Below are 26,669 nucleotides of genomic sequence, written 5' to 3' on the forward strand. Positions count from 1 at the left end.
GCCAGTTCACCCGTTCCAAGATCCCGTTTGGATCACGGGGAGATCAGGCCAGCGAGTCCGCGATGCCGTCGAGGATGTCGTGCTCCGACGCGAGGGCCGAGTCGAACCCGGTCTTCTCCATGATCGTCCGCAGGATCAGCCCGCCGGCCACGATCACGTCCACCCGGCCCGGATGCATGACGCCGACCCCGCTGCGCTGCTCACGGGTCATCTCGGCGAGGCCGGCCGTCACGAACGCGACCTCCTCGCGGCTCACCCGCGCGTGGTGGATGCGCGCCGGGTCGTACTCGTTCAGGCCACGGGCGATCGCGGTCACCGTGGTCACCGAACCGGCCAGCCCGACCAGCGTGTGGGCCGTCGAGCCGGGGACCGTACTCAGCGCCAGATCGACGGCCGCCGAGATGTCGGCCGTCGCCGCGGCCAGTTCCGCCAGCTCCGGCGGGTCGCTGTGCAGGTGCCGCTCGGTCATGCGTACGCAGCCGATGTCCACGCTGCGGGCGGCCGTGACCTCGGTCGAGCCGAGCACGAACTCCGTCGAGCCGCCGCCGATGTCCACCACCAGGTACGGCCCCGGCTCCGCCAGGCCCGACACCGCTCCCGTGAACGACAGCCGCGCCTCCTCGTCCCCCGTCACGACCTCCGCCGGGTGGCCCAGCGTCGCGCGTACCATGTCGTGGAAGTCAGCCGCGTTGGCCGCGTCGCGGGTCGCGCTGGTCGCCACCATCCGGACCGCGTCGACCTCCGCTTTCTCGATCTCCGACGCGTACGCCGAGAGCGCCACCCGGGTCCGTTCGATCGCGTCGGGGTTCAACCGGCCGGTCTTGTCCACACCCTGGCCGAGGCGGACGATCCGCATCTGGCGGGTGACGTCGGTGGCGCCGCGGCCGTCGTCGGCGAGCTCGGCGATGAGCAGGCGGATCGAGTTGGTACCGCAGTCAATGGCCGCGACACGCCTCATGAACTCCCCTTTTCGAGGATGAGCAGCATCCGGGTGTTGCCGAGGGTGTTGGGCTTCACCCGTTCCAGCGCGAGGAACTCGGCGACACCCTCGTCGTAGGAGCGCAGCAGCTGCTCGTAGACGACCGACGGAACGGGGGCGCCGTCGATCGGGACGAACCCGAACGAGGCGAAGAACGCGATCTCGAACGTGAGCGCGAAGACCCGGCGTACGCCCAGCTCACGAGCCTGATCCAGGAGCGCGCCGACGATCTGGTGGCCGATCTTGCGGCCGCGGAACCCGGGGTCGACGGCGACCGTGCGGACCTCGGCGAGGTCCTCCCACATGACGTGGATGGCGCCACAGCCGACCACGCGCCCGTCGACCTCGGCGACCCAGAACTCCTGGATGTCCTCGTAGAGCGTGACCGTGGCCTTGCTCAGCAGCCGGCGTTGCGGCGAGTAGACGTCGACGAGGGCCCGGATCCCCCGGACGTCGGCGGTCCGGGCGCGCCGGACGAGCACCTCAGACACAGGGCCCGCCCGACCACCAGGGATCGACGTTCTCGATCACCTCGTCGCCGAAGGGGTTCACGCCCGGTCCGGCCGCGAGCGCGTGGGCCAGGTGGACGTGCAGGCATTTGACGCGGTCGGGCATGCCGCCCGCGGAGACCCCGGCGACCTCCTCGACGTGCCCGACGGCCTCGCGGCGGCTCAGGTAGTCCTCGTGCGCCCGCCGGTACGCGTCCGCGAGCTCCGGGTCCTCGGCCAGCCGGGCCTGCTGCTCCTTCATCAGCCCGGCGGACTCCAGCCGGCTGCACGCCGCCGTCGCCCGGGGACAGGTCAGGTAGTAGAGCGTCGGGAAAGGCGTGCCGTCGGGCAGGCGCGGGGCCACCTCGACGACGTCCGGGTTGCCGCAGGGGCAGCGATGCGCGACCGCGCGGGTCCCCCGGGGCGGGCGGCCGAGCTGCCGGCCGACGACCTCGAGATCCTCGGCGGTCGCCTCGGTACGCACCGGCGCCGGCACGTCATCGTGCTTCATCTGTCTCCTACTTGCCCGGGTTCTTTCCCTGGGCGTCGCCCGCGGCACCGATCGAGCCCCACAGGGTCGAGTACCACGGCCGATCGCCGGTGTCCTGGCCGGTCTGCGGCTTCGGGTCGCCGGCGAGCCCCTCGGGCGCCCAGATCGGCACGAGCGGCACCTCGCCCGGGCGTACATAATAGAGGCGCTGGCGCGCCTGGATCCGCACGTACTCCGGGTCGTCCCACTTCGCGGCGGTCAGCTTCAGGTCTGCGATGTGCGACCGCTGCCGCTCCTGCGCCGCCTGCAGCGCCTTGATCTGGTCCTGCTGGTTGAAGTAGACCCGCAGCGGATACACGTACGCGAGCGCCAGCGTGGCCAGCACGACCAGCATGACGGTGGCCCGACCGGTCAGCCGCCGGTCTTCCTTCGCCGTGGTACGCGCGGCGCTGCCGGCCGCCGCCGCACGCCGGGCCGTGGCCGGACGGGCCGCGGAACGGCCGCCCCGGCTCAGGTCGCGTACGCCCGACCGCCGGGCGGGACCCTGCCCGCTGGGGGTCCGGCGCTGCGTCATGGCATCACTTTAACCGCGTGATCAACGCTCCGGCGACGCAGAAATGCCGGTGGCGCCGGAGCGTTGATCGCACTGTTATCGGATTTCTTATCCCTTGAAGCGGGGGAAGGCGGCGGCACCGGCGTAACGCGCGGCGTCGTCCAGCTCCTCCTCGATGCGCAGCAGCTGGTTGTACTTGGCGACCCGGTCCGAGCGGGCGGGCGCGCCGGTCTTGATCTGGCCGCAGCCGGTGGCGACGGCGAGGTCCGCGATCGTGGTGTCCTCGGTCTCGCCCGAGCGGTGGCTCATCATGCAGCGGTACCCGTTGCGGTGGGCCAGCTCGACGGCGTCGAACGTCTCGGTCAGCGAGCCGATCTGGTTCACCTTGACGAGCACCGCGTTGGCCGCGCCCTCGGCGATGCCGCGCTGGATGCGGGTCGGGTTGGTGACGAACAGGTCGTCGCCGACGATCTGGATCTTGCTGCCGAGCTGCTGGGTCATGCTGGTCCAGCCGGCCCAGTCCTCCTCGGACAGCGGGTCCTCGATGGACACGATCGGGTAGGACTCCGCCAGCTTGGCGTAGTACGCGATCATCTCGTCGCTGGACTTCGGGGCGCCCTCGAAGATGTAGGACCCGTCCTTGTAGAACTCGGTGGCGGCGACGTCCATGGCCAGGACGATGTCCTTGCCCAGGGCGTACCCGGCGGCGGCGACGGCCTCCGCGATCAGGTCCAGCGCGGCGGCGTTGGTCGGCAGGTTCGGCGCGAAGCCGCCCTCGTCGCCGAGGCCCGTGCTCAGGCCCTTCTTCTTCAGCACCGACTTGAGGGCGTGGTAGACCTCGGCCCCGCTGCGCAGCGCCTCGGCGAAGCTCGGCGCGCCGATCGGGGCGATCATGAACTCCTGGACGTCGACGTTCGAGTCCGCGTGCGCGCCGCCGTTGAGGATGTTCATCATCGGCACCGGCAGCAGGTGCGCGTTCGGGCCGCCCAGGTAGCGGAACAGCGACAGCTCCGCGCTCTTGGCGGCGGCCTTCGCGATGGCCAGCGAGACGCCCAGGATGGCGTTGGCCCCCAGGACCGACTTGTCCGGCGTGCCGTCCAGCTCCAGCATCTTGGCGTCGATGAGGCGCTGCTCGCTGGCCTCGTAGCCGATCAGCTCGTCGACGATCTTGTCGGCGATGTTGGCGACGGCCTTCTGCACGCCCTTGCCGTTGTAACGGGCCTTGTCCCCGTCGCGCAGCTCGATCGCCTCGAAGGCGCCGGTGGACGCGCCGGAGGGCACGGCGGCGCGCTCGATGGTGCCGTCGTCGAGGCCGACCTCGACCTCGATGGTCGGGTTGCCCCGCGAGTCGAGAATCTCCCGCGCGACGAATCCTTCGATGGTGGCCACAGTCGTTGCTCCTGTTCCGCGGTTTCGGCTCGGTCGCGGGCGGGATGCCGTCCGCGTGTTTCTGCAGCCGCGACTCTGCGGTGCGAAAGTCACAGGCAGCCTATCCGGACTGCCCCGGCTCGCGGACGCCGCCCGCCGGACCCGCCGGGTACGCCACCCGGTTCGGGTGGTCGGCGCGAACCGGATCGACAAGATTGGACCGAGATTACTTCGCATTACGCCGGATATCGGACAACGACGTTGCACACGGCGGAACGCGTGGACCAGTCTGACCGGGTGGGACACGGGGAGAGAACAGATGGGCGGCTATCAGTGCGGTTGACCGCCGCCCTGGTGGGAGCGCTTTCAGCGGCCGCGCTGCTGACCGGCTGCGGCTCCGGCGCCCCGCCCGCGATCGACCGCACCGACCTCGTCAACGACCTCGCCGCCCGGCTGAGCCACGCCGGCGAGGTGTCCTACTCCGCCCGCTACCAGGTCGCCGGCGGCTCCTCGGCGACCGTCGCGCAGACCGCCGCGCCGGCGCGGACGGCGTACCGGTGGGACTCGGGGGCGCTCGTGCTCACGACCGGCGCCACGACCAGCTGCGGCGGCAAGCCGGTCACCTGCTCCACGACCGCGCCGCCCGGACCCGGCCAGCCCGTCGGCGCCGACCTGCCCAAGCACGGTCTCGTCACCGCCCAGCAGGTCAGCGCGCTGCTGACGGCGGCGGTCCTCGATCTGCGTACGGACATCCAGCAGCGGGACTCCACGATCGCCGGGCAGCCGGCGGCCTGCGTCGACGTCAACGGGGTCAAGGACGGCGCCGGGTACGAGTTCGACGTCTGCGTCATCACCGACGGCGTCCTCGGCAGCTTCGCCGGCACGGTCAACGGCAAGGCGATCGAGATGACGATGACCCACTACAGCCGGGTGGTCGCCGAGGACAGCTTCGCCACGGCGATGCCGTCCCCGACCGGCGACTGACGGCGCTCAGACGTCCAGCAGCGTACGCAGATGGCGCGGGGCCGGTGATCCCTGCGCCAGCATGGCGTCGTGCCAGGCCCGCAACGGCGTACCCGACGGGCGGGCGCGGCCGATCGCGGACACCTCCGCGTAGCCCACGAAGTAGGTCGACAGCTGCGTCGAGGTGAGCAGGGCCCGCCGCCACTTGCCGGCCGCCTCGCCCGCCTCCTGGAAGCCGCGCTCGGTCATCAGGGCCATCGCGTCCGCCTCGCCGAGCCCCTCGCAGTGGATCAGCTGGTCGATGAGCGCGTTGATCGTCGAGCGCAGCTGCATCTTGAGCTGCTGCATCCGCATCTCCGGGCCGCCGAAGCCGTGGTCGGCCATGACCTCCTCGGCGTACACGGCCCAGCCCTCGATGAAGACGCCGGAGGCGCCGAGCGCGCGTACGCGGGTCGAACCGCGGTAGCGCCGCGCGTGCGCGAGCTGGAGGAAATGGCCCGGCATGGCCTCGTGCACGGTGAGGTTGCGGATCATGTGGTCGTTGTACTCGCGGTAGAACGACTCGATGAGCTCCGGCGACCAGTCGGCGGGCGCCGGCGCGATGCAGTAGAACGTCGGGACGTCGGCCGTCTCCAGCGGACCGGGCGCGTCGCAGTACGCGACCGCGACCCCCCGGGCGAACTCCGGCATGACCTCCAGCACGCAGGGATCGTCCACAAGCGAGACGAGATCGTGCTCGCGGACGAACTCGGTGGTCTCCATCATGGTCGTGCGGGCCAGGTCGACGATCGTCTCGTCGTTCGGGTGCTCGTCGGACAGGGCGCGCAGCGCGGCGCGGACGGAGTCGTGGCCGAGCGCGCGGGCGGCCTCGGTGATCTCCTGCGTCACCCGTTCGAGGGTGGCCTCCGCCCGGTCCATGATCTGGGCGGCCGACAGGTGCGTGTCCAGCGTGTGCCACAGCCGGGCTTCCCAGAGCTTGCGGCCGAGCCGCGGGTCGCGTACGCCCTTCTGCCGGGACAGCCAGTCCGCGAAGGAATCCAGTTCGGCGACCGCCCGCTCGGCCAGCGGCGTGACGACGGGGGCGAGCCCGGGCACCTGCTCGACCAGCGGCGGGACCTGGGAGCGGATCAGGTCGGCGGTGCCCCGGAACTGGCCGACGCCCGTCTCGAGGTGCACCTGGGTGCAGTCGTCCAGCAGCGCACGCGCGGTCGCCAGCGAGTCCGGGATCGCGGCGAGCCGGCCCGCGAGCGCCGTCAGCCGCTCGTCGACCGGCGCGAACGGCCGGGCGATCAACGCGTGCAGGAGCGCGCCGGGGTTGTGCCGCAACGGATTCCACTCGTGACCGCGGACCTCCGTGCGCTCGAAGATGCCGCGGTCCACGATGCTCGTCAGGATCTCGTGGTCCACCCGCTCTGCGGGGTCGAGCCCGTCCGGGTCCACCTGGGACAGCGCGTGGGCGGCCTCCCGCAGCATGGTGACGTCGGCGCCGACCCCTTCCGGGCTCAGGTCGGGCAGCCGGTCGTCGAAGCGGTGGTCGCCCGCATAGAGAGCGGCCAGCGGATCGGCCTCCAGCACGGCGTCGACGATGTGCTCAGCGAGCGGCGCGAACTCCATGCGGAGACCCTATCCCGGACGGGTTTCCGTTTCCCGCTCTATGCGGACGCCTTCCGGCGTACCGTGACCGCGGCCCAGCCCGCCGCCAGCACCAGCGCCGCGAGCGGCAGCACCGCGTAGTCCGAGGGCGGCGCCGCCAGGTGCGACTGCAGCCAGAGGCCGCCGCCGTAGGCCGCGGCCACCGCAAGCGCGCCCAGCACCGCGACCACCACGCGCCCCGGCACCGTGCGGTCGGCGCCCAGCACCGCGCCGGCCACGAACGCCAGATCCACCATCACAGCCCCCGCCACCAGCGCGAACGGCACTGCCGAGGGCGGGAAGTGGAAGGCCACGAGCACACCCCAGACCACGCAGCGGTACGCGACGTAGCCGACCCCGATCAACGTCGCCGTCCACCGGGCGCCGACGAACGCGCGGGCCGCCACGAGAGCCAGCATGGCCACCGCGACGATCCAGCCCGGGTAGACCCAGTCGGCGACGGGCAGCGTGAAGTTGTGGATCGCGGCCGTGTCGACCGGCCGGCCAATCTGGTCCGCCGCGAACTTGAGCAGGCTCGGCTCGGCGTACGGGTGGCCGTCGAGGTAGGCCTGGAAGCCGAGGGTTCCGTACTCCTGGTGCTGGTCGGGGAAGAGCACGTTCTCCAGGAAGAAGAACCAGGCCAGGCTCAGCCCGACGGTACGCAGCCGGGACGCCGGCGTACTGATCCAGAAGCTGCGGGCGACCCCGAGGATCATGAGGGCGGTGCCGATGTACAGCAGCGCGTGGCTGTAGGACCAGGCGGTGATGTCCAGCCCGTTGATCCGGTGGTTGAGCACGTCGATCGGGATGGCGATGAGGAACGTCCCGGTGCCGCTCACCATCAGGTTGCGCGCCAGCCGGTCCAGCCCGAACCCGGTACGCCACTGGAAGATCACCAGCGCGACGGCGAGCACGGTGCCGGCGGTGTTGAGCAGGTGCGGCGGGGCGAAGTCGTCGCGCAGCCACTTGAAGTGCCAGGACATGTCCCAGGTGGAGCCGAGCATCTTGAGGACGAACGCGAGCAGCCAGAGCCGGAAGACCGCCGCCGTGGTGGCCGGCCGCTGCTCCTCGGTCGGGCCGGACCGGGCGATGCGAGCCCAGTCGGTGGGAGGCAACGTCAAGATCGTCACGGCTTCACTCGTCTCGTCGGTACGCCCCTGAACTCGGGACGTGGTTGACGGAATTCTGCCGTGCGACACGCCCGCACGGTAGCCGTCGGCGTCCCCCACTTATCCCTGAGATCACCGCCGTGAGACCATCGGCCCCGGTACTGACCGATGAAACCGGTACACATCTGCTGGAGGATGCCGTGCGATCCCATCGCCGTCTGCTGTCCGCCGTCGCCCTCGCCGGCGTCGCCGTGTTCGCGCTGGCCGGGTGCCGGACCTCGCCGACCGTCGCGGCCTACGTGGGCGACACGCAGATCACCGAGAGCCAGGTCAGCGACATCTACGACGCCACGGTGAAGGAAGCGCCGAAGACCCCGCTGACCCGCCAGGACGTCGTGCAGGCGCTGGTCCTGGGCGAGCTGTGCGGCCAGCTGCAGTCGGCGAAGAAGTTCTCGTCGCAGCAGATCGACACGGCCAGCATCGCCCAGTCGCTCGGCGTCACGCAGGGCGCTCCCGCGGTGAAGATGTTCGACAAGACCTACAGCTGCCTGAGCGGCTTCCCCGCGTCGAGCACCCCGCTGACCGCGGAGCAGAAGCAGGAGGTGCTGCAGGCGGCGATCGCCGACGGCATCTTCCCGCCCGGCTCGACCGTGGCCAGCGTCGGCGACCAGATCGACACCGCCCAGGTACGCGGCGCGATGGCCGAGCGCGACGCGTTCGCCCAGGCCGCCACCGACGTCTCGGTCAACCCGCGGTACCGCCAGCTGACCTTCCCGATCCTCCAGGGGCAGAGCGGCAAGCCGATCATCTACGTGCCGCTGGGCCAGGCGCCCAACGGAGCGGTCACCGACGGGCCGGGAGAGGCCCCGTCGGCCGCGCCTATCGAGCCGCAGAGCTGATGCCCCGCGTCGTCCTCCTGGTCACCTCGCCTCGGATCCCGGCCGGCGTGCTGTCCGCGCAGGCCTGGGATCTCGTCCGCGCGTACCCGGTGAAAAGCAGGGTGGAAGGCGCGCAGACGGCGGCGATCCGCGCGGCCGGGGGCGACGTGGAGATCATGCCGGCCCCGACCGCGGACGCGCTGCTCGCGGCGCTGGACGAGGCGGTCGTGTGGCTCGCCGCGCCGGACGGCGACGAGCGGCTGGCGCGGGAGATCGGCCTGAAGCTGGCCGCGAACCCGCAGCTCGCCGAGCTGGAGCTGGTGTACGGGTCGTGGGACCCGCCCGGCGCCCGGCTGCTGGACGCGGTGGCGGTGACGGACCGGCTGCACGTCGAGGACGCGTGGCGACGCGTGCAGACCCACGAAACGCTGGCGAGGTACCTCCTGGAGGAGGCTTACGAGGCGTACGACGCGATCCTCGCGGGCGACCTCGACGCGCTGCGCGGCGAGATGGGCGACGTGCTGCTGCAGGTCCTGCTGCACGCGCGGATCGCCGAGGAGCGCGCCGAGGACGAGCGCTGGACCGTCGACGACGTGGCCGGCGAGTACGTGGCCAAGATGATCCGCCGCAACCCGCACATCTTCGAGCCCGGCCGGGCGACCGACGACATCGACGAGATCATCGTCAACTGGAACGCGGCCAAGGCGGCCGAGGGCCCGAAGCGGCACACGAGTTCGCTGGCCCGGGCGCTGGCGACGCTCGCCGCCGCGGCCAAGGACGAGGACGGCGTCGCGGCGCTCCGCGAAGCCCTCGGCTCCCTCTCCTGACCGACGATCACGGCGGGGCCCCCAAGATCCGGTTTGGATCAGGGAAATCACCCGAATCTTGGGCCAAGATTACGTGCGAATCCCTGATCCAAACCGGATCATGCGGCGGAGCCGGATCATGAAGCGGACGGGGGCGGGCCCAGGACGTCGGACAGGGCCTGGGCGCACCAGGCCAGCAGGGCCTGGTCGCGGACCGGCTCGCCGCCGATCCGCCGGGTCATCGGCCGGGGCAGGCTGACCTGCTCGGTCGCCTGCTTGTAGACCGCGTCCGGGTGGTAGCGCTTGAGCCGCAACTGCTTGGAGTCCGGCAGCGCCAGCGGCGCGAACCGCAGGTGCTTGCCCTGCAGGGACACCTCCGACAGCCCGTACGCGCGGGCCAGCAGCCGGAACCGCGCGACCGCGAGCAGGTTGACGACGGGCGGCGGGGCCTCGCCGTACCGGTCGTCGATCTCGGCGGCGACGGCGTCCAGCTCGGCCTCGCTGCGGGCGTTGGCGATCTTGCGGTACATCTCCAGCCGCAGCCGCTCGACCTCGATGTAGGTGACCGGCAGGTGCGCGTCGACCGGCAGATCGACCTTGACCTCGGTCTCCTCCGCCTCGTCCTCGACGCCGGCCGCGCCCTTGAACGCCCGCACGGCGTCGCCGACCATGCGTACGTAGAGGTCGAAGCCGACGCCCTCGATATGGCCGGACTGCTCGCCGCCCAGCAGGTTGCCGGCGCCCCGGATCTCCAGGTCCTTCATCGCCACGTACATGCCCGCGCCGAGCTCGGTGTGCTGCGCGATCGTGGCCAGCCGCTCGTGGGCGTGCTCGGTCAGCGGCTTCTCCGGCGGGTACAGGAAGTACGCGTACGCGCGCTCGCGGCCCCGGCCGACCCGGCCGCGGATCTGGTGCAGCTGGGCCAGGCCGAGCAGGTCGGCCCGTTCGAGGATCAGCGTGTTCGCGTTCGGGATGTCGATGCCGGACTCGATGATCGTGGTGGCGACGAGGACGTCGAACTCCTTCTCCCAGAAGCCGACCATGACCTTCTCCAGGGCGTCCTCGCCCATCTGGCCGTGCGCGGTGACGACGCGCGCCTCCGGGACGAGCTCGCGGATGCGCCGGGCCGCCTTGTCGATCGACTCGACCCGGTTGTGCAGGTAGAAGACCTGGCCGTCGCGCAGCAGCTCGCGGTGGATCGCGGCGGCCACCTGCTTGTCGTCGTACGCGCCGACGTACGTGAGGACCGGGTGGCGCTCCTCCGGCGGCGTGGCGATGGTCGACATCTCCCGGATGCCGGTGATCGCCATCTCCAGCGTCCGCGGGATCGGCGTGGCCGACATGGTGAGCACGTCCACGTTGGTACGCAACGACTTCAGGAATTCCTTGTGCTCCACGCCGAAGCGCTGCTCCTCGTCGACGACGACCAGGCCGAGCTGCTTGAACCGGGTGGTCTGCTGGAGCAGGCGGTGCGTACCGATGACGATGTCGGCGGTGCCCTCGCCGACCATCTCCATGGTGCGGGCCGACTCCGACGGCGTCTGGAACCGCGACAGCTGCCGGATCTGCACCGGGAACTGCTGCATCCGCTCCGAGAACGTGTTGAAATGCTGCTGCGCCAGCAGGGTCGTCGGCACCAGGATGGCGACCTGCTTGCCGTCCTGGACCGCCTTGAACGCGGCGCGTACGGCGATCTCGGTCTTGCCGTAGCCGACGTCGCCGCAGATCAGCCGGTCCATCGGGACCGGCTTCTCCATGTCGATCTTGACTTCCTCGATGGCGGCCATCTGGTCGGGCGTCTCCGTGTAGGGGAAGGCGTCCTCCAGCTCGCGCTGCCAGGGGGTGTCCGGACCGAAGGAGTGGCCCTTCGCGCCCTGCCGGGCCGCGTACAGCTGGATGAGCTGGGCCGCGATCTCGCGTACCGCCTTGCGGGCCCGGGCCTTCGCCTTCTGCCAGTCCGAGCCGCCCATCTTGTGCAGCGCCGGCTGCTCCCCGCCGACGTAGCGGGACAGCTGGTCGAGGGCGTCGGTCGGCACGAAGAGCCGGTCGCCGGGCTGGCCCCGCTTCGACGCCGCGTACTCGATCACGAGGTACTCGCGCTCGGCCCCGTTGACCTGCCGCTGGACGAGTTCGACGTACTTGCCGATGCCGTGCTGCTCGTGCACGACGAAGTCGCCGGCGCGCAGCTCCAACGGGTCGATCGTGTTGCGCCGCCGGGACGGCATCTTGCGCATGTCCTTCGTGGACGCTCCGCGCCCGCCGGACACGTCGGTCCCCGTGACGACGGCCAGCTTGGCGGTCTCGTCGACCAGACCGGCACCAAGCGGGCCGGTCGTGACCAGCAACTCGCCCTCGGCCAGCGCGGTCGCGTCGTCGGCCAGCCGCGTACCGATGCCGGCGTCGCGCAGCACCTCGACCGCGCGCTGCGCCGGGCCGTGCCCCTCGAAGACCAGCGCCACCCGCCAGTTGGCGGCGAGCCAGCCGCGCACGTCGTCGAGCAGGCGCGCGGTGTCGCCGTGGTACAGCGGGGCGGCCTGCGCGCCCAAAGTCAGCAGCGTGGCGTCCTCGTCGGTGACGCCCGCGGTCTCCGCCACGTCCAGCCACGGCGTGTCGTCGACCTTCTCCGGCTCGGGCGCGTCCAGGCCGAACGGCGCGATGCTCCACCAGGCCTGGCCGCGGGTCATCGCGCTCGCGCGGACCTCGGCCAGGGTCCGGAAGGCGGCCGCGCCGACGTCCACCGGCGCCTGCCCGCCGACCGCCGCCGCGGCCCAGCTCGCCTGCAGGAACTCCTCGCTCGTGCGGACCAGGTCGTGGGCGCGCGTACGGATCCGCTCCGGGTCGCACGCCAGCACCACCGTCTGCCGCGGCAGGCAGTCGGTCAGCAGCTCCAGGCTGTCCGGCCCGCACAGAGCGGGGGCCAGCGACTCCATGCCCTCGACCGGGATGCCCTCCGCGAGCTTCGCGAGGATCTCGCTCAGCTCCGGGTGCTCGGCCAGCAGCTCCGCGGCCTTGCCGCGCACCTCGTCGGTCAGGAGCAACTCCCGGCACGGTACGCAGACCAGCCGCTCCACCTGCGCGATCGTCCGCTGGTCGGCGACGGCGAACGTGCGGATCTCCTCGACGTCGTCGCCCCAGAACTCGACGCGTACCGGGTGCTCCTCGGTCGGGGGGAAGACGTCGAGCAGGCCGCCGCGCACGGCGTACTCGCCCCGCTTGGTGACCAGGTCCACCCGCGCGTACGCGAGATCGGACAGGCGCCGCGCCACGTCTTCGAGATCGGCCGAGCCGCCCTGGCGCAGCTCCACCGGCCGGAGGTCGCCGAGGCCTTTGAGCTGGGGCTGGAGCACGCTGCGGACGGGGGCGACGACGACGCGTACGGGTCCGTCGAGTTCGGGGTGGGCCAGCCGGCGCAGCACGGCCAGCCGCCGGCCCACCGTGTCCGACCGGGGCGAGAGCCGCTCGTGCGGCAGGGTCTCCCAGCTGGGATAGACGGCGATCTGTTCGGAAGGCAGGAAGCCGGCGAGCGCGTCGGCGAGGTCCTCGGCCTCCCGGCTGGTGGCTGTGATTGCCAGCACACTCTTGTGCCCGGCGAGGACCGCGGCGAGAAAGGGACGCAGCGCACCGGGAGCGGTCACGTCGACGTCGGAGTCGGTCAGCTGCCCGGCCCGGGTGAGAGCGGGGTCGGCCAGGGCGGCGGTGAGCAGTCCGGCGAGCTTCACAGAAGTTCCTCCCACGAGGTCTGGGCACGCCGTATGGCCCCCGTTCCGAAACGGAAGGGGGGTGGCGGCGCCAGCGAGGACAGCCTACCAATCCGCGGGACGGACTACATCGTCCATCCGCTGGTCAGAAGGGCGGGATAGGATGCGGCTCAGGACAGCGGCGTCCTTGCAGACAACTGGAAGGATCACCGCAGTGAGCGATCTTCTCCCGGCCGGCGCCTCCGCCCTCGATCCCCTCGCCCTGGGTACGCCCTCGGCGCCGATCGAGCCGCCCGACGACGCGCCCGAGCACGCCGCGCTGCGGGCGGACATCCGCCGGCTCGGCACCCTGCTCGGGCAGACGCTCGCCCGGCAGGAAGGCCAGGGTCTGCTCGACCTCGTCGAGGAGGTACGCGCCCTCGTCCGCGCCGACCCCGAGTCGGCGGCGATGAAGCTGGCGGCCCTCGACGTGTCGACCGGCACCAAGCTGGCCCGCGCCTTCTCCACCTACTTCCACCTGGCCAACGTCACCGAGCAGGTGCACCGGGCCCGGGACCTGCGCCGGCTGCGCGCCCGCGACGGCGGCTGGCTGGACCAGGCCGGCCGGCTGATCGCCGAGCGGCAGGTGCCGACGGCCGAGATCGCGGCGGCGGCCCGGCGGCTCGCGGTGCGCCCGGTGTTCACGGCCCACCCGACCGAGGCGGCCCGCCGCTCGATCCTGACCAAGCTGCGCAGCATCGCCGACGAGCTGGACGCCGAGGCGGCCGAGGTCTCCCTGTTCGGCGCCACGAACACCGGCGCGCGTACCGACCGGCGGCTGGCCGAGCAGCTCGACCTGCTCTGGCAGACCGACGAGCTGCGCGTCGACCGGCCGGACCCGGCGGACGAGGCCCGCAACGCCGTCTACTACCTGCGCGACCTGTACGCCGACGCGGCTCCGCAGGTGCTCGACGACCTCGCCGAGACGCTGCGCGGGCTGGGCGTGGAGACGGCGCCGAGCGCGAAGCCGCTCACCTTCGGCACCTGGATCGGCGGCGACCGCGACGGCAACCCGTTCGTCACCCCGACGGTGACCCGGGACGTCCTGCTCATCCAGCATGAGCACGGCATCCAGGCGACCGAGGAGGCGATGGACGAGCTGATCAACCAGATCAGCGTGTCGCGCCGGCTGCGTACGGTGTCCCTCGACCTGTCGGCCAGCCTGGCCCAGGACCTCGAACGACTGCCCGAGGTGGACGAGCGCTTCCGCCGGACCAACGCCGAGGAGCCGTACCGGCTCAAGGCCCGGTGCGTGAAGGCGAAGCTCGCCAACACCCGCCAGCGGCTGGCGAAGGGCACCCCGCACGTGCCCGGCCGGGACTACCTGGGCTCGCTGGAGCTGATCGCCGACCTCGAACTGCTGCGGGCCTCCCTGGCGCGCAACGCCGGCCAGCTCACCGCCACCGGTACGCTCGCCCGCGTCATCCGCCGGGCGAGCGCGTTCGGCCTGCACCTCGCGACCATGGACGTACGCGAGCACGCCGAGGCGCACCACGCCGTGCTGGCCCAGCTGTACGCGAACGTCGGCGAGGTCGAGTCGTACGCGGCCCTGGACCGGGTGTCCCGGCGGGAGCTGCTGACCCGTGAGCTGGAGAGCCGCCGGCCGCTGTCCCATCCGGACACTCCGCTCACCGACGGCGCCCGCAAGACGTTCGACGTGTTCGCCACGATCCGCGAGGCGCAGGACCGGTTCGGCCCGGACGTGATCGAGTCCTACATCATCTCGATGACCCGCGGCGTGGACGATGTTCTCGCGGCTGCGGTGCTCGCCCGCGAGGCCGGCCTGATCGACCCGCACAACGGCAAGGCCCGCGTCGGCTTCGTGCCGCTGCTGGAGACCCCGGCCGAGCTGTCGGCGGGCGGCGAGATCCTCGACGACCTGCTGAAGCTGCCCGCGTACCGGGCGATCGTGCGGGCCCGCGGCGACGTGCAGGAGGTCATGCTCGGCTACTCGGACTCCAACAAGGAGGCCGGGATCACGACCAGCCAGTGGGGCATCCACCGGGCCCAGCGCGATCTGCGGGACGTGGCGGCCCGGCACGGCGTACGCCTGCGGTTGTTCCACGGCCGCGGCGGCACGGTCGGGCGCGGCGGCGGCCCCACCCACGAGGCGATCCTGGCCCAGCCGTACGGCACGCTCGACGGCGCGATCAAGGTCACCGAGCAGGGCGAGGTCATCTCCGACAAGTACACCCTGCCGGCGCTCGCCCGGGAGAACCTGGAGCTGACCGTCGCGGCCGTGCTCCAGGCGACCCTCCTGCACACGGCGCCCCGGCAGCCCCAGGAGGACCTGGCCCGCTGGGACGACGCCATGGACGCCGTCTCCGACGCGGCGTTCGGCGCGTACCGGGACCTGGTCGAGGACCCGCTGCTGCCGGAGTACTTCTGGGCGGCCACCCCGACCGAGCTGCTCGGCGCGCTCAACATCGGCTCCCGGCCGGCCAAGCGGCCCGACTCCGGCGCCGGCCTGGGCGGCCTGCGGGCCATCCCGTGGGTGTTCGGCTGGACGCAGTCCCGCCAGATCGTCCCCGGCTGGTACGGCGTGGGCACCGGGCTCAAGGCCGCCCGCGAGGCCGGTCTCACCGAGGTCCTCACCGACGCGGTCGAGCGCTGGCACTTCTTCCGGACCTTCCTGTCCAACGTGGAGATGATGCTGACCAAGACCGACCTGACCATCGCCCGCGGCTACGTGAACACCCTCGTCCCCGAGCACCTCCAGCCGATCTTCGGCAAGATCGAGGCCGAGTACGCGCGTACCGTCGAGGAGGTTCTGGCGGTGACCGGGGCCGGGCACCTGCTGGAGTCGCAGCCCGTGCTGGCGCGGACGCTGTCCGTTCGCGACAGTTACCTGGAGCCGTTGCACCACCTGCAGGTGGCGTTGCTGCGGCAGTACCGGGACGCGGGCGGCGCGAAGCACGCCACCTCGGCGCACCGCGGACCGACGACGGACCCCACACTGGAGCGGGCGTTGCTCACGACGGTCAACGGCATCGCGGCCGGAATGCGCAACACCGGCTGACCGAACTCCTGGCGGCTCGGGCAAGCCCTCCCCGGCTGACCGAACTCCTGGCGGCTCGGGCAAGCCTCCCCGGTCCGGTAGGCGCCCGGGTCCCCGTCCTGGCAGACTGTCATGCGTTCGATCGGCATGATTCGGCCGGGGACCCGGCGCCGCCGCCGTCGCGCGGTGCGCACCGGCGGGTGGGAAGGCAGGAGGAAGCGGTGGACCGGTTCGACTGGGTGCTGACCGAGCAGGATCTGCTCACGGCTTCGGCGTACACACCCGACCCGGTCGAGCTCTCCGACCTGCAGATGATCCTCTCCGGGGCGTACGCGCCGCTGGACGGATTCATGAGCCGCGCCGACTGCGAGGCCATCGAGCGTACGGGCCGGCTGGCCAAGGACGGGGTCTGGCCGCCGATCACGCTGACCGTGCCGGAGGGCGTCCTCGATCCGGGCGCCAAGGCGCTGCTGCTGACCGATCAGGAGGGTGCCCCGGTGGCCGCCGTCCAGGTCGCCGAGCAGTGGCCGACCGGCCGGGGTGGCGCGATCCGCGTCGCCGGCCCGGTACGCGCCTACGGCGACGGCGGCCACCTGCCGTTCCGGCGCTACCGGCTGTCCGCGCCCGAGGCCCGGCAACGGCTCGGCTCCGTCCTCGGCGACGGCACCTCGGGCCGGGCGCAGGGCCGCGTGCTCGGCTTCTACGCCGATCGGCCGCTGCACCGCCCGCAGCTCGCCCAGCTGCTGCACACCGCCCGCCAGCTCACGGCCCAGATCGTGTTGCTGGTGCCGGTGGCCGACCCCGGGCCGGGCGGCCTCGAACAGCACGCGCTGCTGCGTTGCGTGGCCGCGGCGGCCGAGCGGCTGCCCGATCCGCTGATCGTCGCCCTGCCGCTGCACCGGCGCGACGACGAGATCGTGGACGGTGCGCTGCGCGCGCGGGTCGCGGAGGCGTACGGCATCACCCACCTGCTCTCGACGGCCGACACGATCGCCGGGCGCGGGCCGCGGGTGCTCGTGCCCCGCGCGCTCGCCTACGACACGCGCGACGGGCAGTGGCGCGACCGCAACGACGTGACCGCGCGCTTCGCCCGGCTGCCGCTGACCTCCGAGGAGATCTCCGAGCTGCTCGACGAGGGCGAGACGCTGCCCGAGTGGCACACACCGCCGGCCGTCGCCCGCGAGCTGGCCCGGGCCCGCCCGCCCCGGCAGCGCCGCGGCCTGGTCCTGTTCTTCACCGGCCTGTCCGGCTCGGGCAAGTCCACCGTGGCGCACGCCGTCGCCGAGACCCTGCGCGAAACCGGCGAGCGTACGATCACGCTGCTCGACGGCGATGTCGTACGCCGGGAGCTGAGCAAGGGGCTCGGCTTCACCAAGACCGATCGCGACCTCAACATCCGGCGGATCGGCTGGGTGGCCGCCGAAGCCGCCCGGCACGGCGGGATCGCGATCTGCTGCCCGATCGCGCCCTACCACGAGGCGCGGGCGACGGCCCGGACGATGGCGCGTACCGCCGGAGCGGACTTCGTGCTCGTGCACGTGTCGACGCCGATCGAGGTGTGCGAGCAGCGCGACCGCAAGGGCCTGTACGCGAAGGCCCGCGCCGGGCTCATCACCGGCATGACCGGTGTGGACGATCCGTATGAGGTCCCGGCGGACGCCGAGATCACGATCGACACGAGCCGGCTGACGGTCGACGAGGCGGCCGGCTTGGTGCTGGACTACCTCGCCGAGCACAACTGGATCATGCAGGTGGCCGGCTGACCTGGAAGACGGGCAGCCGCCCCAGTTCCCGGTAGGCCGCCAGCCCGCCCGCGGTCGCCGTCACCCGGGAGTCGCGCCCGGCGGCGTCCGGCGTGTCGAAGTAGACCATCGCCTTGACCCGCGGGAACAGCTGCATCTGCCGTCCCACGCTGCGGTAGAAGTCGTTCATGTGCCCCGGGTTGGTGCCCGAGTACCACACTCCCCATTCGGCCACCATCAACGGTTTCGTGGGGAAGGTCCGGGCGGCCCAGGTGTAGAAGCCGGGCCACGCGGGGCTCAGGCTCGACCGCCGGTTCATCATCTCGGCGAAGTCGCCGTGACCGTAGCCGGGGTCGCTGTACGCGTACGCGTCCCAGGCGATCCAGTCGACGACGTCGTCACCGGGGTACAGGTCCTCGAACCACGACTGCGTGTTCCACGGGACGTAGGCCATGTAGCACATGGTCGAGATCAGGTTCGTCACGCCGTCGTTGCGCAGCCGCTGCACGACGTACCGGAAGGCGGCCGCGTAGTCCTTGGCGGTCATGCCGAGCACCGGGTTGGTACGCACGTCGTTCTCGGGCTCGTGGTGCATCGTGAAGAAGAACGGCTCGGGGAACGTCCGCTTGATGTGGTCGGCGAGCCGGTCGAGGTAGTCGTTCGCCCACGGGTTGCCCAGCGAGATCGAGCGCCAGGTGGCGTCGAGCGGCTTCCAGTTCAGCAGCAGGATGCGCGGGTGCGCGGGGTCCCGGGCGATCGCCGTCTCCTCCGCGGTCGGGAACATCTGGTCCCCCCGGTGGTACGCGTGGTAGATCGCCTGCGGCCGCTGCGTCTGCGCCTCGAACGTCCTCAGCGCGGTGGTGCGGTTGATCGAGGTATGCGCGGCGGGCGCCACTCCCCAGAGGACTCCGCAGCTCGGCACGTTGAGCGGGCCGAGCACGCAGTCCGGTTCGGCGGGACTGCTCGGCGAGGGGCTCGGCTGCGCGGAATGGCTCGGACTCCCCGAAGGACCCCCGGAAGGGCTCCCCGAAGGGCTCCCGGAAGGACTCTCGGACGGCTGTCCCGAAGGACTCCCCGATGGACTGCCGGACGGACTGCCCGACGGCGTTCCCGACGGGCTGCTCGACGGAAGCCCGGAAGGGCTCTCCGACGGGCTCGCCGATGCGCTCGGCCCCGCCGACGGAGACCAGCTGGGCAATCCACTGGGCGACTCGCTCAGGGATTCGCTCGGTGACGGCCAGGGCTGGTCGCCTGTGGGGCTCGGCGGTGCCGGCGGGCTGTACGCCGGCCCGCTCGCCGATCCGGCCGGGTCGGCACCGGTCGGGCTGGGCAGCGCCGGCGGCGAGTGTGATCCCAGGCCGCTCGGGGAGGCCCCGGCCGAGGCCGTGTCCTCGACGAGCCAGCCCGGCAGCGTCAGATCCCGTTCCCCGTCCGACGGCGGTGCCACGAACGGGCCGCCGGGCAGCAGCTTGTGCGTACCGGGGCTCGTGTTCGCGGGGCCGCCGCTCCACTGCAGGATCAGGGTCGGCGCCCGGTACGCGTCGCTCTCCCTGGACGCGAAGGTCGCGAGCATGTCGCTGGTGGCGGCGGTGACGGCGAAGGCGTACTGGCCGGCTTTCCTGATCACCGAGCTCACGTCGAAGTGCACGGCGGTCTCGAGCCCGCGGGGAAAGACGGACGAGACGACCGGGCCGAGCCGGGGCGCGGTCGCGGGGCTGAGTTCGTGCGACCGCCACGACGACCACGGCACCGAGCTGAGCTCCACCAGGCCGGGCAGGACGCCGGAGCCGCGGGCGAGCCAGACCTCCGCGTGCTGGGGCGCCCGGCCCTCGGGCAGGTCCACCTGGAACTTCAGGTAGCTGATGGCGGCGCCGCCACCGAGGCCGCCGGCCGTGAGAGCCGCCGAGGCCGAGGTCCACGTACGCACCGACGCGTCCTCGCTGACGGGGATGGAGCGGGGCTCGCCGACGTGTCCGCCGACGAATCCGATCGCCGCGGCGAGGGTGACCGCGCCGGCCGCGAGGAGTGCGACGAAGACCGGACGCGGGCGCGTCTGTGTCATACGTACCTCCCGGATCCGAATGGGGGATTCACTTGATCTAGATCCTATTAGCCGCGTATGGGGGTCTAAAGGCACAAACGGGTAGATTGGGTACTCGGACGAGTACCGGCATGTCCGTCAGACCCGAGAAATCGGACATTCGGCGCGTTCTTCGGCAGTTACGTACGCGCAGCCACGCCGTTTACCCCACGGGGGATGTCCCCGCCGTCCGCGAGAACTCCTCACTGTCCGGACGGCTCACCCGCACCCGAAGGGCAGCCGATGGACGTCACTCCTCCCGTGTCGATGGACCTCTCCGATTACCTCGGACTGGTCCGCCGGCACTGGTGGGTGGTCCTGCTGCTGACGGCCGTCGGGGTCGGCGCCGCCGGGGCCGTGACCCGTACGCTGCCCAAGGAGTACCTGTCCGCCACGTCCGTCCTGGTCCAGCCGTCCGGCGACGACACGAACGCGTCCGGCGGGCGTACCAAGGGTGAGATCAATCTCGACACCGAGGCTCAGCTCGTCCGGTCGACCCAGGTCGCCGCGAGCGCCGCCGAGCTGCTGCGTACCCAGGAGTCGCCGCGGGACCTGGCCAAGAACGTGACCGTCGAGGTGCCGCCGAACACGACCGTCTTGTCGATCAAGTACGCCGCCGCGACCCCCCTGGCCGCCCAGGCCGGCTCGCACGCGTTCGCCGAGGCGTACCTGCGCAGCCGGGAGGCCAACGCGCGGTTCGACCTGACCAGCCAGGCGAAGGCGCTCGACACCAAGGTCAAGCAGCTCAACGGCCAGCTCAACCAGATCGTCGCGAAGCTCGGCAAGCTCGGCCCGGACTCGGCCACCCGGCCCAGCCTCGACAGCCAGCGCGCCACCCTGCAGACCCAGATCAACCAGCTGAACAGCAAGACGAACCAAATCGCGACGGCCACCGTGAGCGTCGGACGGATCATCAGCGACGCCGGCCTGCCGAACCGGCCGCGCAAGCCCGACCTGATGGTCAACCTGGCCGGCGGCGCGATGCTCGGCGGCCTGATCGGCGTCCTCGTCGCGGCCGTGCGCCAGCGCCTCGACAAGCGCGTACGCCGCGGCTCCGACGTTTCGCGCCGCGCCGACGTGCCGGTGCTGGCCGAGGTGACCGCCCGGACGAAGCCGCGCCTCGACGACGTGTTCCCGCCCTACGGCACCGGCGGGCGGATCTTCAACCGGCTCCGCAACGAGGTGGTCGCCGCCCTCGCCGAGACCGGCCGGCAGGACGTGGCCAGCACGATCGTCGTCACCGGCGCCAGCGGCGGCCCGTGCGCCACCCTGGTCGCCGCCAACCTGGCCGCCGCGCTCGCGCGTACCGGCAGCGAGGTCGTCCTGGTCGGCGCGCACCAGCCCGAACTGCTGGTCGGGATCGCTCCGCTGGCCGGGATGCTGGGCGTCCAGCCGACCCCGGGGCTGCCGGACGTCGTCGGCGGACGTACCGCCCTGTCGGCGGCCCTGCAGCGCGCGCCGCGTACGCCGCATCTGCACGTACTTGCCACGGGGGCGTCGGCCAGCGCCGCCGGGGTGCTCCAGTCCCAGGCGCTGCGCGACGTTCTCGGCCAGCTTCGGCAGCGCTGCGACTTCCTCGTCATCGAGGCGCCCTCCGCCGCCACCAGCGCGGACGCGCAGAGCCTCGCGGGCGCCGCCGACGCCGCGATCGTCGCGGTCGAACTCCGGCGTACGCGTCACCCGCAGGTGGCCGACGCCGCCGAGCAGCTTCGCCGGGTCGGTACGCCGCTCCTCGGAGCCGTGGTCGTGCCCCGCCTGCAGGTGCCGGACGGGACCGCGGCCGCGCCGGCCCCGGTGGAGACCTCCGCCCCCGACACGGTCCTCATGCAGCGGCTGACCGACGAGAAGCTGGCCGAGCTGGACGACGCCGCGAAGAGCGCCGCCGGCGAACCGACTGCCGAGGCGCTGGGCAAGTGACCGCGTACGCCCTCCCCCGGCCACGGATCGCGGTCCTGCCGCTGCGGCCCGGCTGGCCCTTGACCGGCCTGCTGCTGCTCTATCCGCTGTGGTGGGCGCTGGGTCTGGGCGTACTGATCTTCCCGCTGATGGCGGTGCCGATGGCCGTCGCCCTGGTACGCGGCCGGCGCGCCGGTCGCCGCCTGAAGCTGCCGCCGGGGTTCGCCCTGTGGGTGCTGTTCCTGGCGACGGCGGTGGCCGGGGTGGCGGTGCTCGGCTCCGACCCCGACGGCGTGGTGGCGAGCACGGCGAGCGACCGGATCATCGCGGTGGCGTTCCGCCTGGCCGAGTACGCGTCCCTCACGGTCCTGCTGCTCTACGCGGGCAACCTGCCGACGGGCGTGCTCAGCCAGCGCCGCCTGGTACGCCTGCTCGGCTGGCTGTTCGTCGTGACGGTGGCCGGCGGCCTGCTCGGTACGTTCGCCGGGCACTTCGGCTTCACCAGCCCGGTCGAGCTGCTGCTGCCGCACGGCTTGCGCGGCAAGGGTTTCATCCAGTCGCTCGTGCACCCGTACGCGGCCCAGATCATGGACATCGTCGGCGATCCGAAGCCGCGCCCGGCCGCGCCCTGGGGCTACACGAACACCTGGGGCAACAACTACTGCCTGCTCGTCGTGTGGTTCGCCGCGGCCGTCTGGGGATTCGCGACCCGGCGCCGGGTCAAGGTGTTCGCCCTGGCGGTGCTGGCGCTGTCGGCGATCCCGGTCGTCTACTCGCTCAACCGCGGCCTGTGGATCGGGCTGGGCGTCACCCTCGCCTTCGTCGCCGTACGCCAGGCGGTCGCCGGGAAGCTCGCCCTGCTGGTGGCCGGGGTCGGGGCGGCCGGTGTCCTGGCGGCCGCGCTGGCGGTCACTCCACTCGGGACGATCGTCGGGCAGCGGCTGGAGAACGGCAAGTCCAACGGCGTCCGCATGTATCTCACCGAGCGCGCCGTGACCGGGTTCGAGGAGTCCCCGGTGATCGGCTTCGGCTCCACCCGCAACACGGTCGGCGGCCGGCAGTCGATCACCGTCGGCGAGAGCGCCGGCTGCGAGCGGTGCGGCAACTTCACGGTCGGCGGCAACGGTCAGCTGTGGCAGCTGCTGTTCGCCCACGGCGGCCTCGGCACGGCGGCGTACCTCGGCTTCTTCGCGTACGCGCTGGTGCGGTTCCGGCGCGACCGCAGCCCGGTCGGCATCGCCGGCTCGGCCGCCATCCTCGGCACCTTCTGCGCCATGTTCTGGTACAACGCCCTGGTCACGCCGCTGGCCTTCACCTTCCTCGCCTACGCGCTGCTGTGGCGGGCCGACGACAAGGAGGCCGCCGCATGAGCCCGGTGACCACTGCTCCACCCGCACTGACCGTGGCCGACGCGCGACTGCGGCACGAGTACCTCGCCGAGGTGCTGGACGTGCTCTATCCGGCGCCGTGCTCGCTGACCGGCGAGGGCGCCGGCCGGGTCGCCGAGTACCTGGTGATCCCGCACGCGCGGAAGCCGAAACTGCTCGTCCCGACGGGTTCGGCCCGGGTGGCGGCCGCCGCCGTACGCCGTTTCGCCGAACCGCAGGGCCGCCTCGCCCGGCTGAAGCGGGAGGCGGTCGTGGCCGCTCTGCGTACCGGGACGTGGCCGGCCCTGCTCCGGGACCGCGTACGCATCCACGCGCCGACCAGCGCCGCCGACTCGATCGACAGCTACCTGCGCACGGCGCTCGGCACCCAGCTGAGCATCAGCGTCCACATCGGACCGGCACGGGCGAACCGCAAACCGGTGCTGCAGCTGCTCTCCCCGACCGGTGGCACGTTCGGCTTCGCCAAGCTCGGCACCGGCCCGCTGACCCGCCGCCTGGTACGCGCCGAGACCGCCGCCCTGACCGCGCTGTCGCACATCGATCTGCGGGGCGTGAGCGTACCCAGGGTGCTGCACTCCGGGCAGTGGCGCGGCCATCAGATCCTCGTGCAGTCCGCGCTGCCGGTGTGGCACCCGCGGGCGGAACTGCCGGCCGGGACGCTGACGGCGGCGATGCTGGAGGTCGCCCGGGCCTGCGGTACGACCAAGGGCTGGCTCGCGACCAGCCCGTACTGGGCCGATCTGCGCAACCGCCTCGGCCAACTGATCCACCACCCGGACGGCGCCCAGCTCAACGACGCCGCGCGGCAGCTCGTCGAGCGCTGCGGGGACGTCGGCCTGACCTACGGCGCGTGGCACGGGGACTGGGCGCCGTGGAACATGGCGCACGTCGTCCAGCCCGGCGGCGAGACCCGGCTGCTGGTCTGGGACTGGGAGCGGTTCACGCCCGGCGTACCGATGGGCTTCGACGCGCTGCACCACGAACTCCAGCGTCGCGTCCAGCACGAACCCGACGCCCGCGCCTGCGTCGCGGATCTGGTGGCGCAGGCGCCGACCCTGCTGGACCCGTTCGACGTTGTACCGGACGGGCGCGACGTCACCGCACTGCTCTACCTCATCGACCTCGCCGCCCGCTACGTCGCCGACCGCCAGGCCGAGGCGGGTGCCCGGCTCGGCGTGCTCGGCACGTGGCTCCTGCCCGTCCTGCTCGAGCGCGTACGGAGGTTGTCATGAGAAGCGATGCGGTTCCCGAGCCCGTCAAGCGCCTGCTGCACGCGGGCTCCCGCTCCTTCGGCCGGCTGACCGCCGGCGCCCGGCTGCTGCCGTCCTTCCTGATCTGCGGCGGCCAGCGCTGCGGCACCACCTCGCTCTACCGTGCCCTCGCCCAGCACCCGACGGTGCTGAAGGCCGTGCTGCACAAGGGCGTGCACTACTTCGACACCAACTACCAGCGCGGTCCCGAGTGGTACCGCGCGCACTTCCCGCTGCGCCGGCACGCCGAGCGCCTGCTCGACGAGCACGGCGTACCCGGGCAGACGTTCGAGTCCAGCCCGTACTACCTCTACCACCCGCACGCCGCCGCGCGGATCGCCCGCGACCTGCCCGGTGTCAAGATCATTATTCTGGTACGCGATCCCGTCGAGCGCGCGTACTCGCACCACGCGCACGAGGTGGCCCGCGGGTTCGAGATGGAGCCCGACTTCGCCCGGGCCCTGCAGCTCGAACCGCTGCGCCTGCGCGGGCAGCACGAACGGCTGCTCAACGACCCCAACGCGTACTCGTTCGCCCACCAGCACCACGCCTACCGGGGCCGGGGCGAGTACGCCGCGTACCTGGAGAAGATGGCGCAGCAGGTCGGCCGGGACCACCTGCTGGTCCTGTCAAGCGAGGAGTTCTTCGTCGACCCGAAGCCGGTGTACGACCGGGTGCAGGACTTCCTGGGCCTGCCGCACCTGGGCTACCCGGAGTTCGAGCAGCACAACGCCCGTCCCCGCCCGGTCGAGCTGGCCGACGGGGTACGCGCCGAGCTGACCGAGCATTTCGCACCGCATGACGCGGCCCTGAGCGGCTGGCTCGGGCGTACACCCGCTTGGCGCTCATGACCACGACGGCCGTCGAGGCACCCGCCGCCCGGACCGACGCGGTGGCCGCCACGGCCCGCGGCGGTCTGGCGAACCTGCTGGGCGCGGGCCTGGCGGGGGTGTCCGGGGTGGCGGTGACCTGGTTGGTCGCGCGGGGCCTGGGTCCCGTGCAGGCCGGCGGGTTCTTCGCCGCGACGGCCGCGTTCACGCTGGTCGGCGGGGTGGCCCGGCTGGGCACGATGACCGGGCTGGTCTACTGGCCGGCCCGGTTACGCGCGCTGTCCACACCGGAGCTGATCGGCGCGTGCCTGCGGGCGAGCCTGCCGCCGGTGGCGCTGGTCGGCGGCGTCCTCGCGGTGCTGACCTATCTCTTCGCCCCCACCGTCACCCCCGAGTACGCCCAACCGCTGCGCGCGCTCGCGGTCTTCCTGCCGGTGGCCGCCCTGACCGACGCCCTGCTGGCGGCTTCCCGGGGCTACCGGCAGATGCGCCCGACGGTGGTCCTCGACAAGATCGTCCGGCCGGCGGCGCAGGTGCTGCTGATCGGGGCGGTCTTCGCCGGCACCGACGCGACCGGCTGGTGGGCCTTCGCCTGGGCGCTGCCCTACGTGCCGGTCTGTGCGGTCGCCGGCTACCTGGTCTGGCGCCAGGTACGCAGCCACCCGAGCGCCCGGACCTCGATGATGGTGCCGTTCTGGCGGTTCACCGCGCCGCGGGCGGTGGCGAACATGGCGCAGACCGCGTTGCAGCGCATCGACGTGCTGCTCGTGGCCGCGCTGGCCGGCCTCGCCCCGGCCGCCGCGTACGCCGTCGCCGGCCGGTTCGTCATCGTCGGCCAGCTGGCCAACGGCGCGATCTCGCAGGCGACCCAGCCCCGGCTGGCCGAAGCGCTGGCCGTCGGCGACCTCGACGGCGCCCGCCGGCTCTACCGCAGCGCGACCAGCTGGCTGATCCTGGTCGCCTGGCCGCTGCACCTGACGATCCTGCAGTTCCCCGAGCTCTACCTGTCGTTCTTCGGCGCGCACTACCGGTACGCCGCTCCCGCCGTCCGGCTCCTCGCCCTGGCGATGCTGCTGGCGACCGGCTGCGGAATGGTCGACATGGTCCTCGCCATGGGCGGGCGTACCTGGTGGAACCTGGGCAACGTGCTCGCGGCCCTGGTCACCACGGTCGCCTTCGACCTCGTCCTGATCCCGCCCTACGGCATCGTCGGCGCGGCGGCCGGACTCGCCTGCTCGGTCGCCGTCAACAACCTGCTCCCCCTGGCCCAGATCATGATCAAGATGCGGCTGCACCCCTTCGGCGGGGCCACCTTCGCCGCCGCGTCGCTCACCCTCCTCACGTTCGGCGCGGTACCGGCCGCGCTGCACGCGTACCCCCTCGTGGCCATCGGGGCCGGGGCGGTCGCGTACCTGCTGGCGGTGCTCGCTCTGCGCGACCGCCTGCCACTCGCCCTGCGGGCGACCGTCTCATGACTGCGAG

General features: G+C 72.2%; 19 protein-coding genes. 10 read left to right on the top strand and 9 right to left on the bottom strand.

Going from position 1 to position 26,669, the window contains the following annotated elements; all coding sequences use genetic code 11:
- Positions 1–43: 43 nt before the first annotated feature.
- The 5 genes from G401_RS0105360 to eno all read right to left on the bottom strand — a co-directional run bounded on the left by G401_RS0105360 (position 44) and on the right by eno (position 3,899).
- The gene (locus G401_RS0105360) at positions 44–958 is read right to left on the bottom strand and encodes a Ppx/GppA phosphatase family protein (RefSeq protein WP_027341687.1); all 915 of its coding nucleotides are present in this window, start codon (positions 956–958) and stop codon (positions 44–46) included.
- Entirely contained in the window at positions 955–1,461 is a 507-nt protein-coding gene (locus tag G401_RS0105365; protein ID WP_211240694.1) for an amino-acid N-acetyltransferase, read from the bottom strand. Before G401_RS0105365 ends, G401_RS0105360 begins: the two co-directional genes overlap by 4 nt.
- A 1-nt stretch (position 1,462) precedes the next feature.
- Positions 1,463–1,978, bottom strand: a complete 516-nt coding sequence (locus G401_RS0105370; protein ID WP_027341689.1) for a DUF501 domain-containing protein — start codon at positions 1,976–1,978, stop codon at positions 1,463–1,465.
- A gap of 7 nt (positions 1,979–1,985) precedes the next feature.
- Entirely contained in the window at positions 1,986–2,531 is a 546-nt protein-coding gene (locus G401_RS43660) for an FtsB family cell division protein (RefSeq protein ID WP_034590850.1), read from the bottom strand.
- Positions 2,532–2,618: 87 nt separating this feature from the next.
- Positions 2,619–3,899, bottom strand: coding sequence for a phosphopyruvate hydratase (gene eno, locus G401_RS0105380; RefSeq protein ID WP_027341690.1), 1,281 nt, complete (start codon positions 3,897–3,899; stop codon positions 2,619–2,621).
- Between the two features lie 333 nt (positions 3,900–4,232).
- Here eno and G401_RS0105385 point away from each other — a divergent pair, with 333 nt between their 5' ends.
- Positions 4,233–4,862, top strand: a complete 630-nt coding sequence (locus tag G401_RS0105385; protein WP_157545362.1) for a hypothetical protein — start codon at positions 4,233–4,235, stop codon at positions 4,860–4,862.
- Between the two features lie 6 nt (positions 4,863–4,868).
- Here the strand turns inward: G401_RS0105385 and G401_RS0105390 are convergent, their stop codons facing one another.
- Both G401_RS0105390 and G401_RS43665 read right to left on the bottom strand, forming a co-directional pair.
- Positions 4,869–6,455, bottom strand: coding sequence for a DUF885 domain-containing protein (locus G401_RS0105390; RefSeq protein ID WP_027341692.1), 1,587 nt, complete (start codon positions 6,453–6,455; stop codon positions 4,869–4,871).
- A gap of 38 nt (positions 6,456–6,493) precedes the next feature.
- Positions 6,494–7,588 carry a hypothetical protein gene (locus G401_RS43665; RefSeq protein ID WP_211240686.1) on the bottom strand — a complete coding sequence of 365 codons (1,095 nt, stop codon included), beginning with the start codon at positions 7,586–7,588 and terminating at the stop codon, positions 6,494–6,496.
- 194 nt (positions 7,589–7,782) lie between these two features.
- On the opposite strand from G401_RS43665, the gene G401_RS0105400 reads away from it, so the two are divergent.
- A complete protein-coding gene (locus G401_RS0105400) occupies positions 7,783–8,481 on the top strand; it encodes a peptidylprolyl isomerase (RefSeq protein ID WP_034590851.1) in 699 nt (232 codons plus the stop codon).
- Positions 8,481–9,287 carry a MazG nucleotide pyrophosphohydrolase domain-containing protein gene (locus G401_RS43670; RefSeq protein WP_051366188.1) on the top strand — a complete coding sequence of 269 codons (807 nt, stop codon included), beginning with the start codon at positions 8,481–8,483 and terminating at the stop codon, positions 9,285–9,287. The genes G401_RS0105400 and G401_RS43670 overlap by 1 nt, the downstream gene beginning before the upstream one ends.
- 116 nt (positions 9,288–9,403) lie before the next feature.
- Here the strand turns inward: G401_RS43670 and mfd are convergent, their stop codons facing one another.
- Complete coding sequence (gene mfd, locus G401_RS0105410) at positions 9,404–12,985, bottom strand: transcription-repair coupling factor (RefSeq protein WP_027341694.1); 3,582 nt, start codon at positions 12,983–12,985, stop codon at positions 9,404–9,406.
- 262 nt (positions 12,986–13,247) lie between these two features.
- On the opposite strand from mfd, the gene ppc reads away from it, so the two are divergent.
- Together ppc and cysC are read left to right on the top strand one after the other, a co-directional pair.
- A complete protein-coding gene (gene ppc, locus G401_RS0105415) occupies positions 13,248–16,022 on the top strand; it encodes a phosphoenolpyruvate carboxylase (RefSeq protein WP_027341695.1) in 2,775 nt (924 codons plus the stop codon).
- Between the two features lie 200 nt (positions 16,023–16,222).
- Positions 16,223–17,764: an adenylyl-sulfate kinase gene (cysC, locus tag G401_RS0105420; RefSeq protein WP_034590852.1), complete on the top strand. Its 1,542-nt coding sequence runs from the start codon at positions 16,223–16,225 to the stop codon at positions 17,762–17,764.
- Here the strand turns inward: cysC and G401_RS54500 are convergent.
- On the bottom strand, positions 17,745–19,805 hold the full coding sequence (locus G401_RS54500; protein WP_051366191.1) for a glycoside hydrolase family 26 protein: 2,061 nt from the start codon (positions 19,803–19,805) through the stop codon (positions 17,745–17,747). The genes cysC and G401_RS54500 overlap by 20 nt on opposite strands.
- Positions 19,806–20,066: 261 nt before the next feature.
- On the opposite strand from G401_RS54500, the gene G401_RS43680 reads away from it, so the two are divergent.
- From G401_RS43680 to G401_RS43685, 5 genes are read left to right on the top strand one after another with little or no spacing between them, the layout of a single operon-like run.
- Positions 20,067–21,740: a Wzz/FepE/Etk N-terminal domain-containing protein gene (locus G401_RS43680; RefSeq protein ID WP_064741695.1), complete on the top strand. Its 1,674-nt coding sequence runs from the start codon at positions 20,067–20,069 to the stop codon at positions 21,738–21,740.
- Positions 21,737–23,089, top strand: coding sequence for a hypothetical protein (locus G401_RS0105435; protein ID WP_027341697.1), 1,353 nt, complete (start codon positions 21,737–21,739; stop codon positions 23,087–23,089). The genes G401_RS43680 and G401_RS0105435 overlap by 4 nt, the downstream gene beginning before the upstream one ends.
- Entirely contained in the window at positions 23,086–24,339 is a 1,254-nt protein-coding gene (locus tag G401_RS0105440; RefSeq protein ID WP_051366194.1) for a hypothetical protein, read from the top strand. Before G401_RS0105435 ends, G401_RS0105440 begins: the two co-directional genes overlap by 4 nt.
- On the top strand, positions 24,336–25,208 hold the full coding sequence (locus G401_RS0105445; protein WP_027341699.1) for a sulfotransferase domain-containing protein: 873 nt from the start codon (positions 24,336–24,338) through the stop codon (positions 25,206–25,208). The genes G401_RS0105440 and G401_RS0105445 overlap by 4 nt, the downstream gene beginning before the upstream one ends.
- On the top strand, positions 25,205–26,662 hold the full coding sequence (locus tag G401_RS43685; RefSeq protein ID WP_051366195.1) for an MATE family efflux transporter: 1,458 nt from the start codon (positions 25,205–25,207) through the stop codon (positions 26,660–26,662). Before G401_RS0105445 ends, G401_RS43685 begins: the two co-directional genes overlap by 4 nt.
- Positions 26,663–26,669: the final 7 nt, after the last annotated feature.

The sequence above is a fragment of the Hamadaea tsunoensis DSM 44101 genome (genome assembly GCF_000428945.1).
Taxonomy (GTDB): Bacteria; Actinomycetota; Actinomycetes; order Mycobacteriales; family Micromonosporaceae; genus Hamadaea; species Hamadaea tsunoensis.